General features: G+C 66.9%; 24 protein-coding genes and 3 tRNA genes. All 27 read left to right on the forward strand.

The genetic code is table 11. The annotated features are described in order from the left end of the window. Window positions 1–13 precede the first annotated feature (13 nt). The 27 genes from BLQ43_RS03180 to BLQ43_RS03310 all read left to right on the forward strand — a co-directional run bounded on the left by BLQ43_RS03180 (window position 14) and on the right by BLQ43_RS03310 (window position 23,763). Window positions 14–277 carry a hypothetical protein gene (locus tag BLQ43_RS03180; protein ID WP_143006140.1) on the forward strand — a complete coding sequence of 88 codons (264 nt, stop codon included), beginning with the start codon at window positions 14–16 and terminating at the stop codon, window positions 275–277. Between the two features lie 185 nt (window positions 278–462). Continuing rightward, window positions 463–548: transfer RNA gene (locus tag BLQ43_RS03185), tRNA-Leu, on the forward strand. 83 nt (window positions 549–631) lie between these two features. Next, on the forward strand, window positions 632–1,975 hold the full coding sequence (gene tig / locus BLQ43_RS03190; RefSeq protein WP_090018691.1) for a trigger factor: 1,344 nt from the start codon (window positions 632–634) through the stop codon (window positions 1,973–1,975). A 210-nt stretch (window positions 1,976–2,185) separates the two neighbouring features. Further along, window positions 2,186–2,815 (forward strand): ATP-dependent Clp protease proteolytic subunit, encoded by a 630-nt coding sequence (locus tag BLQ43_RS03195; RefSeq protein ID WP_090019115.1) that lies wholly within the window; start codon window positions 2,186–2,188, stop codon window positions 2,813–2,815. Between the two features lie 245 nt (window positions 2,816–3,060). Then, window positions 3,061–4,326 (forward strand): ATP-dependent Clp protease ATP-binding subunit ClpX, encoded by a 1,266-nt coding sequence (gene clpX / locus BLQ43_RS03200; protein WP_090018692.1) that lies wholly within the window; start codon window positions 3,061–3,063, stop codon window positions 4,324–4,326. Window positions 4,327–4,475: 149 nt separating this feature from the next. Further along, window positions 4,476–4,748, forward strand: coding sequence for an HU family DNA-binding protein (locus BLQ43_RS03205; RefSeq protein WP_090019116.1), 273 nt, complete (start codon window positions 4,476–4,478; stop codon window positions 4,746–4,748). A gap of 59 nt (window positions 4,749–4,807) precedes the next feature. Then, a tRNA-Val gene (locus BLQ43_RS03210) sits at window positions 4,808–4,883 on the forward strand. 233 nt (window positions 4,884–5,116) lie between these two features. Continuing rightward, a tRNA-Asp gene (locus BLQ43_RS03215) sits at window positions 5,117–5,193 on the forward strand. 214 nt (window positions 5,194–5,407) lie between these two features. Then, the gene (locus tag BLQ43_RS03220; protein WP_090018693.1) at window positions 5,408–5,773 is read left to right on the forward strand and encodes an NADH-quinone oxidoreductase subunit A; all 366 of its coding nucleotides are present in this window, start codon (window positions 5,408–5,410) and stop codon (window positions 5,771–5,773) included. Between the two features lie 59 nt (window positions 5,774–5,832). Beyond that, on the forward strand, window positions 5,833–6,318 hold the full coding sequence (locus tag BLQ43_RS03225) for a NuoB/complex I 20 kDa subunit family protein (protein WP_218119131.1): 486 nt from the start codon (window positions 5,833–5,835) through the stop codon (window positions 6,316–6,318). Between the two features lie 37 nt (window positions 6,319–6,355). Continuing rightward, window positions 6,356–6,976: an NADH-quinone oxidoreductase subunit C gene (locus tag BLQ43_RS03230; RefSeq protein ID WP_090018695.1), complete on the forward strand. Its 621-nt coding sequence runs from the start codon at window positions 6,356–6,358 to the stop codon at window positions 6,974–6,976. A gap of 1 nt (window position 6,977) precedes the next feature. After that, window positions 6,978–8,156 (forward strand): NADH-quinone oxidoreductase subunit D, encoded by a 1,179-nt coding sequence (locus BLQ43_RS03235; protein ID WP_090018696.1) that lies wholly within the window; start codon window positions 6,978–6,980, stop codon window positions 8,154–8,156. After that, window positions 8,153–8,884 (forward strand): NADH-quinone oxidoreductase subunit NuoE family protein, encoded by a 732-nt coding sequence (locus BLQ43_RS03240; RefSeq protein ID WP_090018697.1) that lies wholly within the window; start codon window positions 8,153–8,155, stop codon window positions 8,882–8,884. Before BLQ43_RS03235 ends, BLQ43_RS03240 begins: the two co-directional genes overlap by 4 nt. Then, on the forward strand, window positions 8,884–10,191 hold the full coding sequence (nuoF, locus tag BLQ43_RS03245) for an NADH-quinone oxidoreductase subunit NuoF (RefSeq protein WP_090018698.1): 1,308 nt from the start codon (window positions 8,884–8,886) through the stop codon (window positions 10,189–10,191). The genes BLQ43_RS03240 and nuoF overlap by 1 nt, the downstream gene beginning before the upstream one ends. 9 nt (window positions 10,192–10,200) lie before the next feature. Beyond that, the gene (gene nuoG / locus BLQ43_RS03250; protein ID WP_090018699.1) at window positions 10,201–12,267 is read left to right on the forward strand and encodes an NADH-quinone oxidoreductase subunit NuoG; all 2,067 of its coding nucleotides are present in this window, start codon (window positions 10,201–10,203) and stop codon (window positions 12,265–12,267) included. Continuing rightward, the gene (nuoH, locus tag BLQ43_RS03255) at window positions 12,260–13,270 is read left to right on the forward strand and encodes an NADH-quinone oxidoreductase subunit NuoH (protein WP_090018700.1); all 1,011 of its coding nucleotides are present in this window, start codon (window positions 12,260–12,262) and stop codon (window positions 13,268–13,270) included. The genes nuoG and nuoH overlap by 8 nt, the downstream gene beginning before the upstream one ends. Window positions 13,271–13,394: 124 nt before the next feature. Beyond that, window positions 13,395–13,883, forward strand: coding sequence for an NADH-quinone oxidoreductase subunit NuoI (gene nuoI, locus BLQ43_RS03260; RefSeq protein ID WP_090018701.1), 489 nt, complete (start codon window positions 13,395–13,397; stop codon window positions 13,881–13,883). Window positions 13,884–13,958: 75 nt separating this feature from the next. Beyond that, window positions 13,959–14,573: an NADH-quinone oxidoreductase subunit J gene (locus BLQ43_RS03265; protein WP_090018702.1), complete on the forward strand. Its 615-nt coding sequence runs from the start codon at window positions 13,959–13,961 to the stop codon at window positions 14,571–14,573. Between the two features lie 2 nt (window positions 14,574–14,575). Continuing rightward, window positions 14,576–14,884 (forward strand): NADH-quinone oxidoreductase subunit NuoK, encoded by a 309-nt coding sequence (nuoK, locus tag BLQ43_RS03270; protein WP_090019117.1) that lies wholly within the window; start codon window positions 14,576–14,578, stop codon window positions 14,882–14,884. Window positions 14,885–14,891: 7 nt separating this feature from the next. Further along, entirely contained in the window at window positions 14,892–16,814 is a 1,923-nt protein-coding gene (nuoL, locus tag BLQ43_RS03275; RefSeq protein ID WP_090018703.1) for an NADH-quinone oxidoreductase subunit L, read from the forward strand. A 4-nt stretch (window positions 16,815–16,818) separates the two neighbouring features. Then, window positions 16,819–18,351 (forward strand): NADH-quinone oxidoreductase subunit M, encoded by a 1,533-nt coding sequence (locus tag BLQ43_RS03280; RefSeq protein ID WP_090018704.1) that lies wholly within the window; start codon window positions 16,819–16,821, stop codon window positions 18,349–18,351. Window positions 18,352–18,382: 31 nt separating this feature from the next. Further along, window positions 18,383–19,834, forward strand: a complete 1,452-nt coding sequence (nuoN, locus tag BLQ43_RS03285; protein WP_090018705.1) for an NADH-quinone oxidoreductase subunit NuoN — start codon at window positions 18,383–18,385, stop codon at window positions 19,832–19,834. A gap of 9 nt (window positions 19,835–19,843) precedes the next feature. Continuing rightward, entirely contained in the window at window positions 19,844–20,578 is a 735-nt protein-coding gene (locus BLQ43_RS03290; protein ID WP_090018706.1) for a biotin--[acetyl-CoA-carboxylase] ligase, read from the forward strand. Between the two features lie 9 nt (window positions 20,579–20,587). Further along, window positions 20,588–21,382 carry a type III pantothenate kinase gene (locus BLQ43_RS03295; RefSeq protein ID WP_090018707.1) on the forward strand — a complete coding sequence of 265 codons (795 nt, stop codon included), beginning with the start codon at window positions 20,588–20,590 and terminating at the stop codon, window positions 21,380–21,382. 2 nt (window positions 21,383–21,384) lie between these two features. Next, on the forward strand, window positions 21,385–23,052 hold the full coding sequence (locus BLQ43_RS03300; RefSeq protein ID WP_090018708.1) for a ribonuclease J: 1,668 nt from the start codon (window positions 21,385–21,387) through the stop codon (window positions 23,050–23,052). Window positions 23,053–23,084: 32 nt separating this feature from the next. Next, window positions 23,085–23,489 carry a methylmalonyl-CoA epimerase gene (gene mce, locus BLQ43_RS03305; RefSeq protein ID WP_090018709.1) on the forward strand — a complete coding sequence of 135 codons (405 nt, stop codon included), beginning with the start codon at window positions 23,085–23,087 and terminating at the stop codon, window positions 23,487–23,489. A 4-nt stretch (window positions 23,490–23,493) separates the two neighbouring features. Then, window positions 23,494–23,763: a DUF1467 family protein gene (locus tag BLQ43_RS03310; protein ID WP_090018710.1), complete on the forward strand. Its 270-nt coding sequence runs from the start codon at window positions 23,494–23,496 to the stop codon at window positions 23,761–23,763. Window position 23,764: the final 1 nt, after the last annotated feature.

Here is a 23,764-nt window from a genome sequence, read left to right on the forward strand (position 1 = left end):
AGGAGGTCGCGCGATGCTGGCACCACTCCGTTTGGACATTCTCGGCCGCCGCCAGCGGCGTGCGCCCATCACGGAAGGCGCCGTCTACCGACGCCGCTCGGGCAACGACGTGATCGAAACCGCGCGCGTGCTGTCGGTGGATCACGATCTGCAGGGCATTCAGCACGTGCGCTTCCACGTAAACATCTGCCGCGGCGACGTGCCCTTCGTCGACGAGGAGCGGATGCTCAACGTGCACAGCTTCGCGGAGCGCTACGGCCAGCCGATCGAGGCCTGACGGCCACGCACCTTTTGCCCGCGGCGACCGGGTTGCGGCCCGCTGGTCCGCGCGGGCTTTTTCAAGCACATTCGCCAAATTCGCCACAAACGCGATCTGACCGATCGGTCAGGGCAAACGGGCTCCCCAGGAGATGTTGCGTCGGTGCAAGCTATGCGATACACGACGCCTCCGCACCGGCGTCCGCGGGCGTGGCGGAACTGGTAGACGCGCTGGTTTTAGGTACCAGTGGGACAATCCCGTGAGGGTTCGAGTCCCTCCGCCCGCACCAGGGCAGGCGCGCTTGCCGGCCGCAGAGCCGCACGCCGCACCATCACCCGAACGCGCGACCAAGACGAAGGGGCCGAGTTGGCCATGCAGGTCACCGAGACGCACGCCGACGGCTTGAAGCGGCAATACAAGGTCGTCGTCGACAAGAACGACATCGATCAGCGAATTCAGGACCGCCTGAACGAACTCGGCCAGGAAGCTCAGATTCCGGGCTTTCGCAAGGGCAAGGCGCCGATCAGCCTCCTGCGGCAGCGCTTCGGCCGCGCCGTTCAGGGCGAGGTGCTGGAGAAGGCGGTCAACGAGACCTCGCAGCAGGCGCTGCAGGAGCAGGGCGTTCAGCCCGCCGGCCAGCCGCAGATCGAGGTGCAGTCCTTCGAGGAAGGGCAGGACCTCGAGTACACGATGGACATGGAGCTGCTGCCCGAGATCGAGCCGATGGACTTTACGCAGCTCGAGCTGGAGCGGCTGAAAGTCTCCATCCCGGACAGCGAGGTCGATCAGGCGCTGGAACGGCTCGCCGAGCAGTACAAGGGCAACAACCCGATCAGCGAGGACCGGCCGGCCCAGAACGGCGACGTCGTGGTGATCGACTTCCGCGGCCAGGTCGACGGCGAGGAGCATCCCGCGCTGTCCGGTGAGGACCAGTACGTCGAGCTCGGCGCCGGCCAGATGATCGGCACTTTCGAGGAGCAGCTCGTCGGCGCCAGCCAGGGCGAGGAGCGCGAGGTCCGGATCACCTTCCCCGAGGACATCGGCAACGAGCAGTTCGCCGGGAAGGAAGCCGTCTTCACCGTCACGGTGAAGGAGATCCGCGAGCCCGAGCCGGCGGAAGTCAACGAGGAGCTGGCCCAGAAACTGGGCTCGGAGAGCCTGGACGCGCTGCGCCAGAGCGTGCGCGAGCAGCTTCAGCAGGAGTACGACCAGCTCGCGCGCCAGCGCACCAAGCGTGAGTTGCTCGACAAGCTGGCGGAAAACCACACCTTTGACGTGCCGCCGTCCATGGTCGAGCAGGAGTTCGACCAGATCTGGAAGCAGATCGAGCAGGACCGCGAGCAGGGCAAGCTCGACGCCGAGGACGCCGAAAAGAGCGAGGACGAGCTCAAGGCGGACTATCGCCAGATCGCCGAGCGCCGCGTGCGCCTGGGGCTCCTGCTCTCCGAGGTGGGCCGCGAGAACAATGTCGAGGTCAGCCAGGACGAGCTGAACAAGGCGGTGCTGGAAGAGGTGCAGCGCCACCGCGGCCACGAGCGCGAGGTGTTCGAGTACTATCAGAACAACCCCGACGCCGTGCAGCAGCTGCGCGCCCCGCTTTACGAGGAAAAGACCATCGACTTCATCCTCGAGCGCGCCAATGTCTCCGAGCGTGAAGTCACGCCGGACCAGCTCCACAAGGAGCTCGGCGACAGCGACGAGAGCGAGTCGGCGTAACGGGCGCAGAACGTTGCGTCCGCCAGCCGCGACGGGGCGCGGCCCGAAACGCGCCGATCGGACGGTGAGCCCGCTTGCGCGGACCCGTGCAGGCGGCCACCCGGTCCGATCGAAAGCGACAGCGGGCATGAACGGCCGGCGAGGGGACCGCGGCCCGCCGCCGCGGCACCGCCGGTCTTGCCCGGAGCCATGGAAACGGGGCAGCAGGCCATGAGTGCGTCAGATATGGAGATGAACACGCTGGTCCCCATGGTGGTCGAGCAGACCAACCGGGGCGAGCGATCCTACGACATCTATTCCCGGCTTCTGAAGGAGCGGATCGTCTTCCTGACGGGGCCGATCAACGACAGTGTTGCCAGCCTGATCTGCGCCCAGTTGCTGTATCTGGAATCGGAAAATCCCAACAAGGATATCTCCTTCTACATCAACTCGCCGGGCGGCGTGGTCTCCTCCGGCTTGGCGGTCTACGACACGATGCAGTACATCCGCCCGGACGTGTCGACGGTCGTGGTGGGGCAGGCCGCGTCCGCCGGGTCCCTGCTGTCCATGGCGGGCGCCAAGGGCAAGCGCTTCGCGCTGCCCAACTCCAAGATTATGATCCACCAGCCCTCCGGCGGCTTCGAGGGCCAGGCCACCGACATCGAGATCCACGCCCGCGAGATCCTGGCCACGCGCCAGCGGCTCAACGAGATTTACGCGCACCACACGGGCCAGCCGCTCAAGGTCGTCGAGCAGGCGATGGAGCGCGACAAGTTCATGACGGGCGAGGACGCCAAGGAGTTCGGCCTCATCGACGCCGTGGTGGAGCACCGGCCGGCGCCCAGCGGCGAGCGCGGCTGAACGGGTCTGTCGATCGCGTGTCCGCCCCGGCGCCGTTCGCGGTGCCGGGGCGGACATGTGGGCACCGGGTCAGGCGGCTGGCCCGGTTTTTCGTTGTGTCGAAAGCTTGTGCACCGCTACCATTTCGCCATTGGTAGCGCTGTTTCCGGTCGTGCCGGCGCCGCGGCGTCCGCGATCCCGGGCCAGGCGCTTCGCGGGGTCGGTTGCCGCAGCTAGCTGGCCGACGGTGTTTGCGTGCGAGGCTGATGACACGAAACGGATCGGGCGAGTCGAAGACCGAGCTGACGTGCTCCTTCTGCGGGAAAAGCCAGCATGACGTCCGCAAGTTGATCGCCGGTCCGACGGTGTTCATCTGCGACGAGTGCGTTGACCTGTGTCTGGACATCATCAGGGACGAGACGGCCGAGACGGCCCCGGTCTCGCGCAGCGGCGTTCCCACGCCTCAGGACATTTGCCGGACGCTCGATGACTACGTGATCGGGCAGCTGCACGCCAAACGCGTTCTGTCCGTGGCGGTGCACAACCATTACAAACGCCTCGCCCACGCCACGCAGACGAGCGACGTGGAACTGTCGAAATCCAACATCCTCCTAATTGGGCCCACGGGCTGCGGCAAGACGCTGCTGGCGCAGACGCTCGCCCGGATTCTGGATGTTCCCTTTACGATGGCGGACGCGACGACGCTCACGGAAGCGGGCTACGTCGGCGAGGACGTGGAGAATATCGTCCTGAAGCTGCTGCAGGCCGCGGACTACAACGTCGAGCGCGCGCAGCGGGGGATCGTCTATATCGACGAAATCGACAAAGTGGCGCGCAAGTCGGACAACCCCTCGATCACGCGCGACGTGTCCGGTGAGGGCGTCCAGCAGGCGCTGCTGAAGATCATGGAGGGCACCGTCGCGTCCGTTCCCCCGCAGGGCGGGCGCAAGCACCCACAGCAGGAATTTCTGCAGGTGGACACCTCCAACATCCTGTTCGTCTGCGGCGGCGCTTTTGCCGGGCTCGAGTCTTTCGTCTCCAGTCGGCGACAGGGGTCCTCGGTGGGGTTCGGGGCGGACGTGCGCGCGCCTGAGGAGCGTCAGACGGGCGAAATCCTGAAGGACGTGGAGTCCGAAGACCTGCTGAAGTACGGGTTGATCCCGGAGTTCGTGGGCCGCGTTCCGGTGGTGGCGACGCTCGCCGATCTCGACATCGAAGCCCTGGTCGACATCCTGACCAAGCCGAAAAACGCGCTGGTGAAACAGTACCAGCGCCTGTTCGAGATGGAGCAGGTGAACCTCGAGTTCACGGACGACGCGCTGCGCGCGGTGGCAGAGTTGGCGCTGGCGCGGAACACCGGCGCGCGCGGCCTGCGGTCGATTCTCGAACACATTCTCTTGGACGCGATGTTCGAGTTGCCCGGCCTCGATGGTGTGGAAGAGATGGTTATCAACCGGGAAGTGGTCGAAGGCCGATCGAAGCCGCTTTACATCTACGCGGACCGCTATGCGGGCGCCAACACCGCCAGCTAGGGTAGGGGGCCACGATGTGCGGTGGCCCGATTTTCTCGGAAGAGGTAGACATTGACCGGCCCGAACGGCGAATCTACACTTTGATCGCTCGTTTAATGGGTCGTTAACAGTCGGGCTGTGCGCCCGAAATGGAACTGGGGGGTTTCGACGTGAACAAAAACGAGCTGATTGACGCTGTCTCCAAAAAGACGGGTCTTACGAAGGCGGATACCGCAAAGGCAGTGGACAGCGTCTTCGACGAGATCACCGATTCGTTGAAGCAGGGGGACGAGGTGCGTCTCGTCGGCTTCGGGACCTTCTCCGTCAGCACCCGCGCGGCCTCGGAAGGTCGCAACCCGCGCACCGGGGAGACGATTGAGATTCCGGAAACGAAGCAGCCGAAGTTCAAGGCGGGGAAAGCCCTGAAGGATGCGGTGAACTGACCGATTCCCGCCCTTGGTTGTCCGCCCTTTTTCGAATCTTTGTCCGATCGGTGCCGCACGGGCGGTTAGCTCAGCGGTCAGAGCGCTCGGTTTACACCCGAGAGGTCGCAGGTTCGATCCCTGCACCGCCCACCACGTAGGCTTGGCCCGCGGCGCTCGTACGAAGTGTTCGGGTTTCGTTCCTGCCGCCGCTCGCGGCTTGGCGGTGGAGCGAAAAAAGGGGTGGACAAGACGGGGGCGGATGCGCCAAACCCCGTCTCAGCGGCGGGCGGCGCACGGCCGCGGCCGCTGGAACCGGCGGGATTTCGGCTCCTTGACAGGTGATCCGCTGGTTCGTACATAGCGATGTGCCTCGCGACGGGGTTTGCGGGGGTGTAGCTCAGCAGGTTAGAGCGCTGGCCTGTCACGCCAGAGGCCGCGGGTTCGAGTCCCGTCACTCCCGCCACCCCGTCCGGCACTTTCCGGTCTTTTCCACAAATTCCATCCGACTTGCCTTTGGTCTGATTGGACTGCTGCGATATTTCTTCGCGCTGCAGCATCCTTAAGCCGGGCATGGTTGTTTTGTGCGCTCGGTTTCCCCATGCTGTCGCGGCGCTCAGCCGGGCGGCGTACGAGGGTGCGCCGACGGCCGCGCGCCAAGCAGCGAGGGCGGTGAGGTCATGGAAAGCCTGTTGTTGGAATACCTGCCGATCCTGATCTTCTTCGGCGTGGCGATCGGGCTGTCGGTGGTTCTCCTGCTGGCGTCCCAGGTCCTGGCGCGGCAGCGGCCGGATCCCGAGAAGCTGTCCGCGTACGAGTGCGGCTTCGAGGCCTTCGACGACGCGCGCAGCCGCTTCGACGTACGCTTTTACCTCGTGGCGATCCTGTTCATCATTTTCGATCTCGAGGTGGCCTTCCTCTTCCCCTGGGCCGTCGCGCTGCCGGAGACCGGTGTGTTCGGCTTCTGGTCGATGGTGATCTTTCTGGCCATTCTCACCGTCGGCTTTATTTATGAGTGGAAGAAAGGCGCCCTGGAGTGGGAGTAAGCGACATGTACGCGCGCCGCGATCAGCCGCAGCCCGCCGCGCTTGAGAGCTATGACGCGATGCAGGCGCTGGACGACGAGATCAGCGACAAGGGCTTCGTCGTCTCGCAGGTCGATAAGTTGGCCGCCTGGGCGCGCTCCGGCTCGCTGTGGCCCATGACGTTCGGTCTGGCGTGCTGCGCCGTGGAAATGATGCACACGGCCAACAGCCGCTACGATCTGGACCGCTTCGGCTCAGTCTTCATGGCGAGCCCGCGACAATCCGACGTCATGATCGTGGCGGGCACGGTGTGCAACAAGATGGCGCCGGCGCTGCGGAAGGTATACGACCAGATGGCCGAACCGCGCTGGGTCATCTCCATGGGCTCGTGCGCCAACGGGGGCGGCTACTACCACTACTCCTACTCGGTGGTGCGGGGTTGCGACCGCATCATTCCGGTGGACATCTACGTGCCGGGCTGCCCGCCCACCGCGGAGGCGCTGCTCTACGGCGTGCTTCAGCTGCAGAAGAAGATCCGCCGGGAAGCCCATCTGGAGCGCCAGTAAGCGGCGCGCGCCCGAACGCCTGGCCGAGGAACACACGATGGCTGACGCCGAGACGCTCGCGGACCTGGGAGAGTATATCGCCTCGTCGCTGCCGAACGCGGTCACCTCGACGGCCGTGCGCTTCGGCCAGCTGACGGTCTGGGTCCAGCGCGAGTCGATCGTGCAGGCGTTGACTTTCCTGCGCGACGATCAGAACTGCCACTTCAAGCAGCTCATGGACATCACCGGGGTCGATTACCCCGAACGCGCGGAACGCTTCGAGGTCGTCTACCAGCTGCTGTCGCTGAAGCACAATCAGCGCGTGCGCGTGAAACTGCCGGCGGGCGAGGAGACGCCCGTGGAATCGGTTACGGGCGTGTACAGCGCGGCCGGCTGGTACGAGCGCGAGGTCTGGGACCTCTACGGCGTCTTCTTCGCCAACCACCCGGACCTGCGCCGCATCCTCACCGACTACGGCTTCGAGGGCCATCCCCTGCGCAAGGACTTCCCGCTGACCGGCTTCGTGGAGGTGCGCTACGACGAGGACGAGAAGCGCGTGGTCTACGAGCCGGTGAAGCTGCCGCAGGAATTCCGGCACTTCGACTTCATGAGCCCGTGGGAAGGCATGCTGCACCTGCCCGGCGACGAAAAGGCCGAGGGCGAGAGCGGGACGAACTGACATGGCGGAATCCACCATCAAGCCGATGACGCTGAACTTCGGGCCGCAGCATCCGGCGGCCCACGGGGTTCTGCGCATGGTCATGGAGATGGACGGGGAGACGATCGAGCGCGTCGACCCGCACATCGGCCTGCTGCACCGCGGCACTGAAAAGCTGATCGAGTACAAGACCTACCTGCAGGCGGTGCACTACTTCGACCGCCTGGACTACGTCTCGCCGATGGCGCAGGAGCACGCCTTCGCGCTGGCGACCGAGACGCTGTTGGGCGTGGAGGTGCCGCGCCGCTGCAAGTTCATCCGCGTGCTGTTCGCGGAGATCACGCGCATCCTCAACCACCTGCTGAACGTGACGACCTACGCGTTCGATGTGGGGGCGATGTCGCCCATGCTGTGGGCGTTCGAGGAGCGCGAGAAGCTCATGGAGTTCTACGAGCGCGCTTCGGGCGCGCGCATGCACGCCGGCTACTTCCGCCCCGGCGGCGTGACGCGCGACATCCCGGCGGGCCTCGCCGATGACATCGCGGCGTTCTGCGAACGCTTCCCGCAGGTGCTCGACGATATCGAGGACCTGCTCACCGAAAACCGCATCTACCGCCAGCGCTCCGTCGACATCGGCAACGTCAGCGAGGAGGACGCGCTGGACTGGGGCTTCTCCGGCCCGATGCTGCGCGCCAGCGGCGTGCCGTGGGATCTGCGCAAGGCCCAGCCCTACGAGGTTTACGACGAGCTGGACTTCGACATCCCGGTGGGCAAAAACGGCGACTGCTTCGACCGCTACCTGATCCGCGTGGAGGAAATCCGGCAGTCGCTGCGCATCATCCGGCAGTGCCTGGACAAGATGCCCGAGGGTCCGGTGCGGGCCGACGACCAGAAGGTGACGCCGCCGCCGCGCTCCGAGATGAAGCGCTCGATGGAGGCGCTCATCCATCACTTCAAGCTCTACACGGAGGGTTTCCACGTGCCGCCGGGGGAAACCTACACCGCCGTGGAGGCCCCGAAAGGCGAGTTCGGCGTCTACCTGGTGGCGGACGGCAGCAACCGGCCCTACAAGTGTCACATCCGCGCGCCCGGTTTTACGCACCTGCAGGCGATGGACTACATGTGCCGCGGCTACATGCTGGCGGACAGCGTCGCCATTCTGGGCTCCGTCGACGTCGTGTTCGGTGAGATCGATCGATGAGCGTGACCACGCATCCCAAGGTCAGCACCCACCGCCAGCCCGAGCCGGGCAACTTCGCCTTCACGGACGAAGAGTGGGCGGAGGCCGAAAAGCATCTGGCGAAGTATCCGCCGCACCACAAGGCCAGCGCGGTGCTGCCGTTGCTGTGGATCTGCCAGCGCAAGCTGGGCGGCTACCTCACGCATTCGGCGATCGAGTACGTCGCCCAAGTGCTGGAGATGGCACCGGTGCGCGTGCACGAGGTCGCGCACTTCTACTCGATGTTCAATCACGAGTACCCTGGGCAGTACTTCATCCAAGTGTGCCGCACGACGCCCTGCATGGTGCGCGGCGCCGACGACCTGACGGAGATGCTCAAGCGCAAGCTCGGCGTGGACCTGGGTGAGGTCACCGAGGACGGCTTGTTCTCGGTGCGCGAGGTCGAATGCCTGGGCGCTTGCTGTAACGCCCCGATGGTCCAGATCAACGACTGGTACTGCGAGGACCTCACGCCGGACCGGCTGGAAAAGGTCATCGACGATCTGCGCGCCGGACGGCCCGTGCAGCGCGGCTCGCAGGCCGGGCGCGTGACCTCGGAGCCGGCCACGGGGCCGACGACGCTCACTGAGGTCGACGAAGCCGGTCATCCGGACTACCCATTCCGCGAGGGGGCCGAGGCCGAGCCGGCGGAGGTCCGGATCGCGCGCGAACAGGCCGAAAGCGGCGAGCAGAGCGGCGGAGATACCTGATGGCGCTGGCCGACAAGGACCGCATCTTCACCAACCTTTACGGCTTCCACGACTGGAAGCTGGCAGGGGCCCGGAAACGGGGCGTGTGGTCCGGGACGAAGAAGATCGTCGAGCTTGGCCGCGAAACCCTGCTGCAGCGCGTCAAGGACGCGGAGCTGCGCGGGCGCGGGGGCGCCGGCTTCCCCGCGGGCATGAAGTGGGGCTTCATGCCGCGCGAGGGCGACGGCCGGCCGCAGTATCTCGTGGTCAACGCGGACGAGTCCGAGCCCGGCACCTGCAAGGACCGGGAGATCATGCGCAACGACCCGCACCGGCTGCTGGAAGGCTGCCTGGTGTCCGGGTTCGCGATGGGGGCCAACGCGGCCTACATCTACATCCGCGGTGAGTTCTGGCTGGAGGCGGAGCACCTTCAGCACGCCATCGACGAGGCCTACGAGGCCGGGCTGATCGGCCCGGACGCCTGCAAGTCCGGCTGGCCCTTCGACATCTACCTGCACCGCGGCGCCGGCGCCTACATCTGCGGCGAGGAAACGGCGCTGCTGGAGAGCCTGGAAGGCAAGAAGGGCATGCCCCGCATGAAGCCACCGTTTCCGGCGCAGGCGGGGCTGTGGGGCTGTCCCACCACGGTCAACAACGTCGAGACGATCGCGGTGGTGCCGGAGATCATGCGCCGCGGCGTCGACTGGTGGCGCGGCCACGGCCGGCCTAAGAACACGGGCACGAAGCTGTTCTGCATTTCCGGCAACGTGAACAACCCGTGCAACGTCGAGGAATCGCTGAGCATTCCGCTGAAGGAGCTCATCGAGCGCCACGCCGGCGGCGTGCGCGGCGGCTGGGACAATCTCCAGGCCGTGATCCCCGGCGGGTCCTCGGTGCCGATGATCCCTAAGTCGGTGTGCGACGACGTCCTCATGGACTTCGACTCGCTCTCCGAGGCGCGCAGCGGGCTCGGGACGGCCGCCGTCATCGTCATGGACAAGTCCGTGGACCTGCTGGCGGCGATCAAGCGCATCGCGCTCTTCTACAAGCACGAGAGCTGCGGGCAGTGCACGCCCTGCCGCGAGGGCACCGGCTGGATGTACCGCGTGCTCGGCCGGATGCTCGACGGCGAGGCGGGCGTCAGCGAAATCCAGCACCTCTGGGACGTGACAAAAGAGGTCGAGGGCCACACGATCTGCGCGCTCGGCGACGCCGCGGCGTGGCCCGTCCAGGGGTTGCTGCGGCACTTCCACCCCGAGCTGGAGCGGCGCGTCGTCAGCGCCTCGCGCGAGCGCAGCCGCCCCGGCATCCGTGCGGCGGCGGAATAGGGAGAGGCCATGCCGACGCTCACGATCAACGGCCGGGACGTCGACGTTCCGGAGGGCATCAACGTCCTCCAGGCGTGCGAGCTGGCGGGGCACGAAATTCCGCGCTTCTGCTATCACGAGCGCCTGTCGGTGGCCGGCAACTGCCGTATGTGCCTCGTGGAGATGGAGCGCTCGCCCAAGCCGATCGCGTCCTGCCACATGCCGGCCAAGGACGGCATGAAGATCTGGACGGACAGCGAGAAAACCCGCAAGGCGCGGCGCGGGGTGATGGAGTTCCTGCTGATCAACCATCCGCTCGACTGCCCGATCTGCGATCAGGGTGGCGAGTGCGATCTGCAGGACCAGGCGATGGCCTACGGCTTCGACCGCTCGCGCTACCTGGAAAACAAGCGCGCGGTGCCGGAGAAGGAGATGGGTCCGCTGATCAAAACGATCATGACCCGCTGCATCCACTGCACCCGCTGCATCCGCTTCGCCGCCGAGGTCGCGGGCGTGGAGGAGATCGGCGCGCTCGGGCGCGGCGAGGAGATGGAGATCACCACGCTGGAGCGCGCGATCACCAGCGAGCTCTCGGGCAATCTGGTCGACATCTGTCCGGTGGGGGCGCTCACCTCCAAGCCCTATGCCTTCTCCGCGCGCCCGTGGGAGTTGCGCAAGACGCCCACCATCGACGTGATGGACGCGGTGGGCGCCAACATCCGCGTGGACACGCGCGGACGCGACGTCATGCGGGTGCTGCCGCGCCTGCACGAGGACATCAACGAAGAGTGGATCGACGACAAGACGCGCCACGCCTGTGACGGCCTGCGCCGTCAGCGCCTGGACCGGCCGTACGTGCGCAACCGCCGCGGCCGGCTGGAAGAGGTGAGCTGGGACGAGGCGCTCCAGGCCGTCGCCAAGAAGCTCACGGAGACCCAGCCGGAGCGCGTGGGCGCCATCGCCGGCGACCTGTGCGACGCGGAGTCCATGCTGGCGTTGAAGGATCTCATGGGCTCGCTGGGCTCTCCGAACCTGGATTGCCGCCAGGACGGGGCGAAGCTCGATCCGTCGGCGCGGGCCGGCTACATCTTCAACACGACGATCGCCGGAATCGAGGACGCCGACGCCTGCCTCGTCGTCGGCTCCAACCCGCGCCGCGAAGCGGCGATGATCAACGCACGCCTGCGCAAGCGGTTCCTGCAGGGTGGCTTCCGCGTGGGCGTCATCGGTGAGCCCGTGGACCTGACCTTCCAGATCGACCACCTGGGGGCCGGGCCGGACACGCTGAAGGAGGTCGCCGCAGGGCGCCACAGCTTCGCCGAGGTGCTGAAGACCGCCGAGAAGCCCATGGTCATCCTCGGGCAGGGCGCGCTGGCGCGGCCCGACGGCGCCGAAATTCTCGGGCAGGTTCGGCAGTTGGCCGAAGACTTTGGCATGGTCCGCGAGGACTGGAACGGCTTCAACGTGCTGCACACCGCCGCCGGCCGGGTCGGCGGGCTCGACCTTGGCTTCGTGCCGGGCGAGGGCGGCCGCGACGTCAACGGCATGCTGCAAGCGGCCGAAACGGGCGAATTGGACGTCGTTTACCTGCTGGGCGCGGACGAAATCGATCCCGACCGCCTGGGCAAGGCTTTCGTGATCTATCAGGGTCATCACGGCGACGCCGGCGCGCACGCCGCGGACGTCATCCTGCCGGGTGCGGCCTACACCGAGAAGAACGCCACCTACGTCAACACCGAGGGGCGCGTGCAGTTGGCTCGGCTGGCGGCACAGCCGCCGGGGGAGGCGCGCGAGGACTGGACGATCCTGCGCGCGCTGTCCGAGTACACCGGACGTGGGGCGCTGCCGTACGACAACCTGGGGCAAGTGCGCCAGAAGCTGATCGAGGCGTCCAAGACCTTCGCCGCGGTCGACCAGCCGCAGCCGGCCGAGTGGCGAAGCTTCGGCAGCGACGGCAGGATGGGCAGCGATCCCTTCACCGCGCCCGTCGACAACTTCTACATGACCGATCCCATCAGCCGGAACTCGGAAACGATGGCGCGCTGTACCGCCACCTTCATGACGGCCAACCAGAAGGCGACGGGCACCCATGGCTGAGCTGTGGACAGGGTATCTCTGGCCGGCGATCTTCATCGTCCTGCAGATCGTGGCCGTGCTGGTGCCGCTGCTGCTGGCGGTTGCCTACACCACCTACGCCGAGCGCCGCGTGATCGGCGGGATGCAGCTGCGCCGCGGCCCCAACGTGGTGGGGCCGTTCGGGCTGCTTCAGCCCATCGCCGACGGCGTGAAAATGGTCTTCAAGGAAACGGTGCTGCCCGCGGGCGCGAACCGCGTGGTCTTCCTGGCGGCGCCGGTCATCACGTTCGTGCTGGCCCTGGTCGCCTGGGCTGTGATCCCGTTCGGGCCGAACATGGTGATCGCCGACATCAACGTCGGCGTTCTCTACCTCTTCGCCATCTCCTCGCTCGGCGTGTACGGCATCATCATGGCCGGGTGGGCGTCGAACTCGAAGTACGCCTTCCTGGGCAGCCTGCGCTCGGCCGCGCAGATGGTGTCCTATGAAGTCTCGATGGGCTTCGTGATCATCAGTGTAGCGCTGTGCGCCGGCTCGCTGAACCTGACCGAGATCGTCCAGGCGCAGAAGACGATCTGGTTCGCCGTCCCGCTGCTGCCCATGCTGGTGGTCTTCTTCATCTCCATCCTGGCGGAGACGAACCGCACGCCGTTCGACCTGCCGGAGGGCGAGTCCGAGCTGGTGGCGGGCTACTTCGTCGAGTACTCCTCGATCGTGTTCGCGCTCTTCTTCCTGGGCGAGTACGCGAACATGCTGCTGCTGAGCGGCATGACCTCGGTGCTTTTCCTGGGCGGCTGGATGCCCCCGATCGACGTGGCGCCGTTCACTTGGCTGCCCGGCGCGGTCTGGCTGGCCCTGAAGATCGCCGTCGTCATGTTCCTCTTCATCTGGGTGCGCGCGACGCTGCCGCGGTACCGCTACGACCAGCTCATGCGGCTGGGCTGGAAGGTGTTCCTGCCGTTCTCGCTGTTCTGGGTGGTGCTGACGGCCGGCGTGCTGGTGAGCTTCGGATGGCTGCCGGCATGATCGGCCGGTCCATGCCCGCGCCAGGCCTTGAACCGCGGGGGCGCACGCGTACAGTCCGGCATCGCACGGTGCCGGAGTCCGGACGCGCCGCCGTCCCGGCGCATCGCCAAGGAGCGTAAGATTCATGCCCGTGCTCGACCGCTACGCGCGCTCGCTCGTGCTCGGTGAGATTGTGAGTGGCTTGGCGCTGACCCTTCGGTATCTCTTCAAGCCCAAGGTCACGCTCAACTACCCCTACGAGAAGGGGCCGCTCAGTTCCCGCTTCCGCGGGGAGCACGCGCTGCGCCGCTACCCGAACGGCGAGGAGCGCTGCATCGCGTGCAAGCTGTGCGAGGCGATCTGCCCGGCGCTCGCCATCACGATCGAGGCCGAGCCGCGCGAAGACGGCAGCCGCCGGACGACGCGCTACGACATCGACATGACGAAGTGCATCTACTGCGGGCTGTGCGAGGAAGCCTGCCCGGTGGATGCGATCGTCGAGGGCCCGAACTTCGAGTTCGCCGCGGAGACGCGCGAGGAACTCTTCTACAACAAGGAAAAGCTGCTCCAGAACGGCGACCGCTGGGAGCAGGAGATCGCCACGCGGTTGGCATTGGAAGCGCCGTACCGCTAGAGAGGCGACGAGGCGCGGCGGCCCGAGGCATCCGGGCCGCTGGCTTGAGGGGACACTGACTGCCATGGGGCCGGCATGATCATCCAGGCCATCTGCTTCTACCTGTTCGCTGCCATCATGCTTGCCAGCGCGGTCATGGTGATTTCCGCGCGCAATCCCGTGCACTCCGTGCTGTTCCTGATCCTGGCGTTCTTCAACGCGGCGGCGCTGTTCATCCTCATCGGAGCCGAGTTCCTCGGCATGCTGCTGATCGTCGTCTATCTGGGGGCGGTCACAGTGCTCTTCCTGTTCGTGGTGATGATGTTGGACATCAACATCGCGCGCATGCGGGAGGGCTTCCTGCAGTATCTGCCGATCGGCGCGCTCATCGGGCTGGTGCTGCTGGCGGAATTGCTGATGGTGCTCGGCGGCTGGGCGTTCGCGCCCCAGGCCGGCGCGGCGGCCCAGGTGCCCATTCCGCCGGCCGATGAGATCTCGAACACCGCGGCGCTCGGCCGGGTAATCTACACCAAGTACATCTACCTGTTCCAGGCGGCCGGGCTCGTGCTGCTGGTCGCCATGGTGGGCGCGATCGTGCTCACGCTGCGCCGGCGCCCGGGCGTTCAGCGCCAGCGGGTGTACACGCAGAACATGCGCCCGCGCGAGCAGGCCGTGGAACTCAAGAAGGTGCGCAGCGGGAGCGGTGTGTGATGCTGGACATCGGCCTGGGGCACTACCTCACCGTCGCGGCGATCCTGTTCACGCTCGGCGTCTTCGGCATCTTCCTGAACCGGAAGAACGTGATCGTCATTCTGATGTCGCTGGAGCTGATGCTGCTGTCGGTGAACATCAATCTGGTCGCCTTTTCGGTCCATCTGCAGGACCTGGTCGGCCAGGTGTTCGCGATGTTCGTGCTGACGGTGGCGGCCGCGGAAGCGGCGATCGGGCTCGCCATCCTGGTGATCTACTTCCGGAACCAGGGCACGATCGAAGTCGAAGACATCAACTCGATGAGGGGCTGAGGTCAGCATGGAGGTCGTTGCCGTCTTTCTGCCCCTGATCGGGGCGGCGCTGGCCGGTTTGTTCGGCGGGGTCCTGGGGGACCGCGGCTCGCAGCTCGTGACCTGCGGGCTGCTGATCGTCTCCGCCGTGCTGTCGGTGATCGTGTTCGTCGACGTCGCGCTCTACGACAACGCGCGCACGACCGAGCTGTTCACCTGGTTCGCCAGCGGCGATCTGGAACTGAGCTGGGCGATCCGCATGGACACGCTCAGCGCCGTGATGCTCGCCACGGTGACGGTCATCTCGGCGCTGATCCACGTCTACTCCATCGGCTATATGGAGCACGACGCGTCGATCCAGCGGTTCTTCAGCTACATCTCGCTGTTCACCTTCTTCATGCTGATGCTGGTGACGGCCGACAACTTCCTTCAGCTCTTCTTCGGCTGGGAAGGCGTGGGCCTCGCTTCTTATCTGCTGATCGGCTTCTGGTACCAAAAGCCGAGCGCGAACGCCGCGGCCATCAAGGCTTTCCTGGTGAACCGCGTGGGCGACATCGGTTTCGCGCTCGGGATCGCGGCCACCTTCTTCGTCTTCCAGACGACCAGCTTCGATCAGGTCTTCGCCGCGGCGCCGGAGATGGCCGACACTGGCTTCTCCTTCCTCGGCATCGAGGCGCCGGCGCTGACGATCATTTCCATTCTGCTGTTCATTGGGGCGATGGGGAAGTCGGCGCAGCTCGGTCTGCACACGTGGCTGCCGGACGCCATGGAGGGCCCGACGCCCGTTTCCGCGCTCATTCACGCGGCGACAATGGTGACGGCCGGCGTCTTCATGCTGGCGCGCGTCTCGCCGATCCTGGAGCAGGCGCCGACGGCGCTTGCCGTCATCACCATCATCGGCGCCCTAACGGCCTTCTTCGCCGCCTCGGTCGGGATGGTGCAGAACGACCTGAAGCGCGTAATCGCCTACTCCACGTGCAGCCAGCTCGGCTACATGATGTTCGCGGTCGGCGTCTCCGCCTACGGTGCGGCTATCTTCCACCTGATGACGCACGCTTTCTTCAAGGCGCTGCTCTTCATGGGCGCCGGATCCGTGCTCCACGCCATGGACGAGGAGCACGACATGCGGAAGATGGGCGGCATCTGGCGCATGCTCCCGATCACCTACGCGGTGATGTGGATCGGCAGCCTCGCGCTGGCGGGGATTCCGCCGTTCGCCGGCTTCTTCTCAAAGGACATGATCCTGGAGGCCGCCTACGCCGCACACAGCGGGACCGGCCAGCTCGCCTTCTGGCTGGGCGTGATCGCCGCGGGCATGACGGCGTTCTATAGCTGGCGCCTCCTGTTCATGACCTTCCACGGCAAGCCGCGCGCCAGCGCCGAGACGATGAAGCACGTGCACGAATCCCCCAAGGTCATGACGCTGCCGCTGATGGCCCTGGCGGTGGGCGCCGTGCTGGCCGGCTGGCTGGGCTACAGCGCCTTCGTCGGGCACGGCTTCGAGCACTTCTGGAGCGGCTCTATCCTGGGCCACGAGGCGATCAAGGCGGCGCATCACGTGCCGCTTTGGGTGAAGCTCCTGCCGCTCGTGGTCTCGGTCGGCGGCATCGCGGTGGCCTACGTGATGTACATCGCGCGGCCCGAGCTGCCGGCGGCCCTGGCGTCGCGCCTGCGCCCGGTGCACGCCTTCCTCTACAACAAGTGGTACTTCGACGAGCTGTACGACCTGGTGTTCGTGCGGCCCGCGTGGGCGCTTGGCAACGGGCTCTGGCGTGCGGGTGACATCGCCGTGATCGACGGCCTGGGGCCGAACGGCGTGTCGTCTGTGGCGCGCGGCCTGGCCCGTCGGGCGAGCCAACTCCAAACCGGCTACGTCTACCACTACGCCTTCGCCATGCTGATCGGCGTGGTGGCGCTGGTGACTTGGTACATGATGACGCAGATCGGGTAGGGTGATGCACGGCTGGCCACTTCTTTCCCTCATCACCTTCCTGCCGCTTGTGGGCGCCGGGTTCATCCTGACGATCCGCGGCGACGACGAGGTGGTGGCACGCAACGCGCGCTACGTCGCGCTCTGGACCTCGCTGATCACCTTCGCGCTGTCGCTGTTCGTCTGGTTCGGCTTCGAGCGCGGGACGGCCGAGTTCCAGTTCGTCGAGAAGTCCGAGTGGATCCCGGCGTTCGACATCGCCTACCACATGGGTGTGGACGGCATCTCGGTGATGTTCGTCCTGCTGTCGACGCTGCTCATCCCCATCTGCGTCCTGGCGAGCTGGGACGCCATTCATCACCGGGTGCGCGAATACATGGTCGCGTTCCTGGTGCTGGAAACCATGATGGTCGGGATGTTCTGCGCCCTCGACTTCGTCACCTTCTACATGTTCTTCGAGGGCGTGCTGATCCCGATGTTCCTGATCATCGGGGTCTGGGGCGGCTCCCGGCGCGTGTACTCCGCCTTCAAGTTCTTCCTCTACACGCTCGCCGGCTCCGTCCTGATGCTGCTGGCGATCCTGACGATCTACTTCAAGACGGGCACGACCGACATCGCGGTGCTCTACACGGAGGGCGCGGGCCTCTCGCCCGAGCTGCAGATGTGGCTGTGGCTAGCCTTCTTCGCGTCCTTCGCGGTGAAGGTGCCGATGTGGCCGGTGCACACCTGGCTGCCCGACGCCCACGTCGAGGCGCCGACGGCCGGCTCCGTCATTCTGGCGGGCGTGCTCTTGAAGATGGGCGGCTACGGGTTCCTGCGCTTCTCGCTGCCCATGCTGCCCGAGGCCTCCGCGTTCTTCGCGCCGCTGGTGTTCACGCTGTCCATCGTGGCGGTGATCTACACCTCGCTGGTGGCGCTGGCGCAGGAGGACATGAAGAAGCTGATCGCCTACTCCTCGATCGCGCACATGGGCTTCGTCACGGCCGGCATCTTCACGGCGACGACTCAGGGCATCCAGGGCGCCATCTACCAGATGCTTAGCCACGGCATCGTCTCCGCCGCGCTCTTCCTGGTGGTGGGGGTGATCTATCACCGCCTGCACACGCGGCGCATCGACGCCTATGGCGGGCTGGCGACCCAGATGCCGCGCTACGCGCTGGTGTTCATGGTGTTTATGCTGGCAAGCGTGGGGCTGCCGGGCACCTCCGGCTTCGTCGGGGAGTTCCTGGTGATCCTCGGCGCCTTCCAGGTGAACACCTGGGTCGCGCTCCTAATCGCCAGCGGCATGGTCCTGGGCGCCGCCTACATGCTGTATCTCTACCGTCAGGTGATCTTCGGCGCGCTGACGAAGGAGCATCTGCGCAGCCTGATGGACCTGCACTGGCACGAGCGGGCCTACTTCGCGCCGCTGATCCTGCTGGTCCTGTGGATGGGCATCTACCCGGTGAGCTTCCTCGACGTCATGAACGCGTCGGTTCAGGAGCTGATCGGGCACTACGAGGAGAGCCTGGCGCAGTCCGAGGGGACCAGCCTGGCGATGCTCTGGCCGGGCCAATAAGGCGAGACGAACCATGACACCCGAGGCAGGCATGACCGCAGACGTTGCCGCGATCGTTCCGGAACTCTTCCTCGTGCTCGCCGCGATCGTCCTCCTGATGGTGGGCGTGTTCCGCGGCCGGGACGCGACGGGCTTGGTCGTTTCGCTCTCGGTGGCGGCTGTGGTGGGAACCCTGGCGCTGCTCTGGCTCGGTCCCGCCGATCACACCGTGGCGTTCTCCGGGCTGTTCGTGCGCGACGGCTTCGCGACCTTCATGAAGGCGTTGATCCTGATCGGAGCCGGGGTATCGCTGGTGATGGCGTACCGCTACATCGAGCGCGAGAACATGGCCCGGTTCGAGTTCCCGGTGCTCATGTTGTTCGCCACGGTCGGCATGCTGCTGATGGTCTCGGCGAACGACCTGATCGCGCTGTACGTGGGCCTGGAGCTGCAGAGCCTGTCGCTGTACGTCATGGCGGCCTTCCGCCGGGACACCGTACGCTCTACGGAGTCGGGCCTGAAGTACTTCATCCTGGGTGCGCTGTCCTCGGGCATGCTGCTGTACGGCGCTTCGCTCGTGTACGGCTTCGCCGGCTCCACCACCTTCGGCGACCTCGCCAGCGTCTTTTCGGAGATTCAGGCAACGGGCGGCGTGCCGTCCGTGGGCGTCGTGGTCGGGTTGGTGTTCATCGCCGCCGGCCTCGCGTTCAAGGTGGGCGCCGTTCCGTTCCACATGTGGACGCCCGACGTCTATGAGGGCGCGCCCACGGCCGTGACGGCCTTCTTCGCCTCCGCCCCCAAGGTCGCGGCCATCGCGCTGCTGGCGCGCGTGATGATGGGCCCGTTCGCCGACCTCGTGGGACAGTGGCAGCAGATCGTCGTCGCCGTGTCGCTGCTCTCGATGATCCTGGGCGCCCTTGCAGCCATCAACCAGACGAACATCAAGCGGCTGATGGCCTACTCCTCCATCGGCCACGTGGGCTACGCGCTGGTCGGCCTGGCGGCCGGTACCGAGGCCGGGCTGCGCGGGCTCGGCATCTACATGGCGATCTACCTGATCACCAACCTGGGCACCTTCGCGGTGATCCTGTGCATGCGCCACAAAGAGCGCATGGTGGAGAACATCGACGACCTGAAGGGGTTGTCGCGCACGCATCCCATGATGGCGCTGGCGATGGCGATCTTCATGTTCTCCATGGCCGGCATTCCGCCGCTTGCCGGGTTCTTCGCCAAGTTCTACGTTTTCATGGCCGCGATCGAGGCCGGGCTGGTCACGCTGGCCGTGGTCGGCGTGCTCTCCAGCGTCGTGGCGGCCTTCTATTACCTTCGCATCGTCAAGCTGATGTACTTCGACCAGCCGGCGGAGGCGTTCGACACGCCGTTCGGGCGTGAGATGAACCTGGTGATGGGCGTTTCCGGCGCGCTCGTGCTGCTGTTCTTCATCTTCCCGAGCCCGGTCATCGGCGGCGCCCGCATGGCCGCGGCGGCGCTGGTCGGCGGGTGAGGAGGCATCATGACGGGGCCCGAGCTTCCCGACGGCTTAACTCTCGTCGAGCGCGACGCGGTCGAGAGCACCAACGACGAGGCCCGCGCGCTGGCCCGCGAGGGCGCGGAAGAAGGCACGCTGGTCTGGGCGCGCGAGCAGCGCGCGGGGCGCGGCCGGCTGGGCCGCACCTGGAGCAGCCCGCGCGGCAACCTCTACCTGTCCCTCGTGATGGACAGCTCACTGGAGGCGGCGGCGCAGACCACCTTCGTGGCGGCGCTGGCGCTCTCGGACGCGCTGGACGGGCTCGTGCCGAACGACCATACCGTGATCCTGAAGTGGCCCAATGACGTCCTGCTCGACGGCCGCAAGCTGGCCGGCATGCTGGCCGAGTGGGTGCCGGAGGCGGAAAAGCTGGTCCTCGGCGTGGGCGTTAACGTCGCGGCCGCGCCGGCGGATGCCCAGCACCCGGCCACCACGCTGCGCGATGCGGGCGTCGAGATCGGCGCGGCGGACCTGCTCGCCCGCTTCGCCGGCGAATTCGAGCCATGGTGGCGAACGTGGAAGCGGGCGGGTTTCGCGCCCATCCGCGCGGCCTGGATGCAACGGTGCCACCCCATGGGCGAGCGGCTGCAGGTCAACCTGCCGGACGAGACGGTCGTCGGCACCTATCAGGGGCTGGGCGAGGACGGCGCGCTCGTCATGGAAACCTGGGACGGGGACAAACGGCGCCTGACGGTGGGCGATGTCGCGCTCATCGGCTAACCTGCCGCCATGCTGCTCGCCATCGACTGCGGCAACACGAACATCGTCTTCGCGGTCCACGACGGCACGGATTGGCGGGCTTCCTGGCGGGCGGCCACCCACGCGGAGCGCACGGCCGATGAGTATGCCGTCTGGCTCACCGAGCTGATGGCGCTGAACGGCCTTGGGCCGCATGACATCGACGGGACGGTGGTCGCGACGGTCGTGCCCGCTGTGAGCCGCGAGCTGCGGCGCCTGTGCCGCGTCTACTTCGGCGGCGAGCCGCTCGTCGTTGGCGATCCCGATGTGCGAACCGGCGTGCCCGTGCGCGTCGACCGGCCGGACCAACTCGGCGCGGACCGTCTGGCCAACGCGGTCGCCGGCCACGCGCGCTACGGCGGCCCGCTGATCGTCGTCGACTTCGGCACTGCCACCACCTTCGACATGGTTGGCGCCGACGGCGGCTACGAGGGCGGCGTCATCGCGCCCGGCATCGACTGCTCGGTGGACGCGCTCTACGCCGCCACCGCCCGCCTGCCGCACATTCAAGTCCGCCGCCCCGACCGGGTGATCGGCACCAACACGGTGTCGGCCATGGAGTCCGGCGTCTTCTGGGGCTATATGGGCTTGATCGAAGGCATCCTGGCGCGCATGGAAGACGCCCACGGCGCCGCGCCCACGGTCGTCGCGACCGGGGGGCTGGCGCCGCTCTTCGTCGATGAAACGCCGCGCATTCACCACGTGGACGCGATGCTGACGCTGGACGGCCTTTGCCAAATCCATGCGCGCAACCGCGCCACGCCAGCCGCAGGCTCGAAAACGTGATCATGACGCTTCAACCCGGCCGCGACGATCTCTACTTCCTGCCCCTCGGCGGCACCGGTGAGGTGGGCCAGAACGCCTATCTCTACGGCCACGCCGGGTCCTGGCTGCTCGTCGACCTCGGCATCAGCTTCGCCGACGAGCGCCTGCCGGGCGTGGACATTCTGCTGCCCGATCCCGGCTTTATCGCCGAGCGCCGCGACGAGCTGGCGGGCATCGTCATCACCCACGCCCACGAGGACCACCTGGGCGCGCTGCCCTACCTCTGGGAGCGGCTGCGCGCGCCCGTCTACGCCACGCCCTTCACCGCGGCGGTGCTGCGGCGCAAGTTCGCGGAGTTCGGAATCGCGGACGCGGTCGAACTGATCGAGATTCCGCAGGGCGGCCGCTTCCAGGTGGGGCCATACGACCTGGAGTTCGTCACGGTCACGCACTCCGTGCCCGAAGCGAACATGCTGGTGCTGCGCACGGACGCGGGCACGACGGTCCACACGGGCGACTGGAAGCTGGACCCCGAGCCGCTGGTGGGCGCGCCCTTCGACCGCGACCGCCTGGCCGCGCTTGGCGACGAAAACGTGCGCGCCCTCGTCGGCGATTCCACGAACGCGCTGACGCCGGGGCACAGCGGCTCCGAGGCCGCGGTGCGCGAGAGCCTCGTGAACCTGATCGAGGGGCTGACGCAGCGCGTGGCCGTGACCTGCTTCGCCACCAACGCCGCCCGGCTGGAGTCCGTCGCCAAGGCGGCGGAAGCCAGCGGCCGGCGGCTGGCGCTCGTTGGGCGGGCGATGCACACGATCGTCCGCGCCGCCCAGGATGTGGGCTATCTTCAGGATCTGCCGCCGCTCTTGGACGAGCGCGAGATCGACTCCGTGCCGCGCGATCAGCTGCTGCTGCTCGTCACGGGCAGCCAGGGAGAGGCGCGGTCGGCGCTGTCGCGCATCGCGCACGACAACCACCCCTGGGCGGAGCTGGAGTCCGGGGACGCGGTGATCTTTTCCTCGCGCATGATCCCCGGCAACGAGAAAGCCATCCACGGCGTGCAGAACCAGCTGATGCTGCGCGGCATCGACGTGCTGACGGAGGAGGATCACTTCGTCCACGTCTCCGGCCATCCCTGCCAGGACGAGTTGCGCCAGCTGTACGACTGGGTGCGGCCCCAGGTCGCGGTTCCGATGCACGGCGAGCTTCGCCATCTTCTGGCGCACGAGCGCATCGCGCGAGCCTGCGGCGTGGCGCAGCGGCGCGTGCCCGCGGACGGGCAGTGCATCCGCCTCGCGCCCGACCCGTGCGAGGTGGTTGACCGGGTCCTGGTCGGCCGCATCGCGGTCGACGGCGAGCTGCTCAGCCCCATCGACCGCGGGCCCGTGCGCGAGCGCCGCAAGCTCGGCTTCCAGGGCGCGGCCGTGCTCACCCTCGCGGTGGACCCGGACGGCCACATCGAGGGCGATCCGCAGCTCTCCATCTACGGCCTCGTGCCGGACACCGAGGAGGGTGCGGAAATGGCGGACGCGGTGCTGGACGCGGTGGAGCGCGCGGTGCAGCGCCTGCCGCGGCGGGAGCGGGTGAACGACGGCTCCCTGCGCGAAACGGCGCGGCTGGCCGTGCGGCGCACGCTCCAGCGCATCACGGGCCGCAAGCCCATGACGGACGTGCACCTCGTGCGCCTGGGGTGAGACGCGCTCGGGAGCAGGAAACGGAGGGCCGCATGATCGGCCGCCTGAACCACGTTGCCATCGCCGTGCCGGACCTGGACGCGGCGACGGCGCAGTACCGCGATGCGCTCGGCGCCAGCGTGTCCGAGCCGCTGCCGCAGCCGGACCACGGCGTCACTGTGGTCTTCGTCGACCTCGCCAACACGCGGGTGGAGCTGCTGGAGCCGCGGGGCGAGGAGTCGCCGATTGCGGGGTTCCTGCAGAAGAATCCGAACGGGGGCATCCACCACGTCTGCTACGAAGTGGCGGACATCCGCGCGGCGGCGGATCAGCTCCGCGAGCAGGGTGCGCGCGTGCTCGGCGACGGCGAGCCGAAGACCGGCGCGCACGGCAAGCCCGTGCTTTTCCTGCATCCCAAGGACTTCCAGGGCACGCTGATCGAACTGGAAGAGGCGTGAGGTGATGAGCTGGCTGACGGGCGTGCTGCTTTACGTGCTGCTGTGGTGGTTGGTGCTCTTCCTGGTATTGCCGTGGGGCAACAAGCCGCCCACGAAGCCGGAGGAGGGCCACGCCGAAAGCGCGCCCGCGCGCCCGCGCCTGGGGCTCAAGGCCCTGGTGACAACCGCCCTCGCGGCCGTGCTGTGGCTGGGCGCCTACGGCGTCATCCAGTCCGACATGCTGATCGTCAGCGACATGACGCCGGAAGAGGCGTGGTCGCAATACGACGAGTGAC

The organism is Limimonas halophila (genome assembly GCF_900100655.1).
In the GTDB taxonomy this organism is placed as follows: Bacteria; Pseudomonadota; Alphaproteobacteria; order Kiloniellales; family Rhodovibrionaceae; genus Limimonas; species Limimonas halophila.

Bases quoted from the DNA above. Each gene is read 5' to 3' on its own strand.
- BLQ43_RS03180 (WP_143006140.1), top strand. From the start codon at position 14: ATGCTGGCACCACTCCGTTTGGACATTCTCGGCCGCCGCCAGCGGCGT.
- tig (WP_090018691.1), top strand. From the start codon at position 632: ATGCAGGTCACCGAGACGCACGCCGACGGCTTGAAGCGGCAATACAAG.
- BLQ43_RS03195 (WP_090019115.1), top strand. From the start codon at position 2,186: ATGAGTGCGTCAGATATGGAGATGAACACGCTGGTCCCCATGGTGGTC.
- clpX (WP_090018692.1), top strand. From the start codon at position 3,061: ATGACACGAAACGGATCGGGCGAGTCGAAGACCGAGCTGACGTGCTCC.
- BLQ43_RS03220 (WP_090018693.1), top strand. From the start codon at position 5,408: ATGGAAAGCCTGTTGTTGGAATACCTGCCGATCCTGATCTTCTTCGGC.
- BLQ43_RS03225 (WP_218119131.1), top strand. From the start codon at position 5,833: ATGCAGGCGCTGGACGACGAGATCAGCGACAAGGGCTTCGTCGTCTCG.
- BLQ43_RS03230 (WP_090018695.1), top strand. From the start codon at position 6,356: ATGGCTGACGCCGAGACGCTCGCGGACCTGGGAGAGTATATCGCCTCG.
- BLQ43_RS03235 (WP_090018696.1), top strand. From the start codon at position 6,978: ATGGCGGAATCCACCATCAAGCCGATGACGCTGAACTTCGGGCCGCAG.
- BLQ43_RS03240 (WP_090018697.1), top strand. From the start codon at position 8,153: ATGAGCGTGACCACGCATCCCAAGGTCAGCACCCACCGCCAGCCCGAG.
- nuoF (WP_090018698.1), top strand. From the start codon at position 8,884: ATGGCGCTGGCCGACAAGGACCGCATCTTCACCAACCTTTACGGCTTC.
- nuoG (WP_090018699.1), top strand. From the start codon at position 10,201: ATGCCGACGCTCACGATCAACGGCCGGGACGTCGACGTTCCGGAGGGC.
- nuoH (WP_090018700.1), top strand. From the start codon at position 12,260: ATGGCTGAGCTGTGGACAGGGTATCTCTGGCCGGCGATCTTCATCGTC.
- nuoI (WP_090018701.1), top strand. From the start codon at position 13,395: ATGCCCGTGCTCGACCGCTACGCGCGCTCGCTCGTGCTCGGTGAGATT.
- BLQ43_RS03265 (WP_090018702.1), top strand. From the start codon at position 13,959: ATGATCATCCAGGCCATCTGCTTCTACCTGTTCGCTGCCATCATGCTT.
- nuoL (WP_090018703.1), top strand. From the start codon at position 14,892: ATGGAGGTCGTTGCCGTCTTTCTGCCCCTGATCGGGGCGGCGCTGGCC.
- BLQ43_RS03280 (WP_090018704.1), top strand. From the start codon at position 16,819: ATGCACGGCTGGCCACTTCTTTCCCTCATCACCTTCCTGCCGCTTGTG.
- nuoN (WP_090018705.1), top strand. From the start codon at position 18,383: ATGACCGCAGACGTTGCCGCGATCGTTCCGGAACTCTTCCTCGTGCTC.
- BLQ43_RS03290 (WP_090018706.1), top strand. From the start codon at position 19,844: ATGACGGGGCCCGAGCTTCCCGACGGCTTAACTCTCGTCGAGCGCGAC.
- BLQ43_RS03295 (WP_090018707.1), top strand. From the start codon at position 20,588: ATGCTGCTCGCCATCGACTGCGGCAACACGAACATCGTCTTCGCGGTC.
- BLQ43_RS03300 (WP_090018708.1), top strand. From the start codon at position 21,385: ATGACGCTTCAACCCGGCCGCGACGATCTCTACTTCCTGCCCCTCGGC.
- mce (WP_090018709.1), top strand. From the start codon at position 23,085: ATGATCGGCCGCCTGAACCACGTTGCCATCGCCGTGCCGGACCTGGAC.
- BLQ43_RS03310 (WP_090018710.1), top strand. From the start codon at position 23,494: ATGAGCTGGCTGACGGGCGTGCTGCTTTACGTGCTGCTGTGGTGGTTG.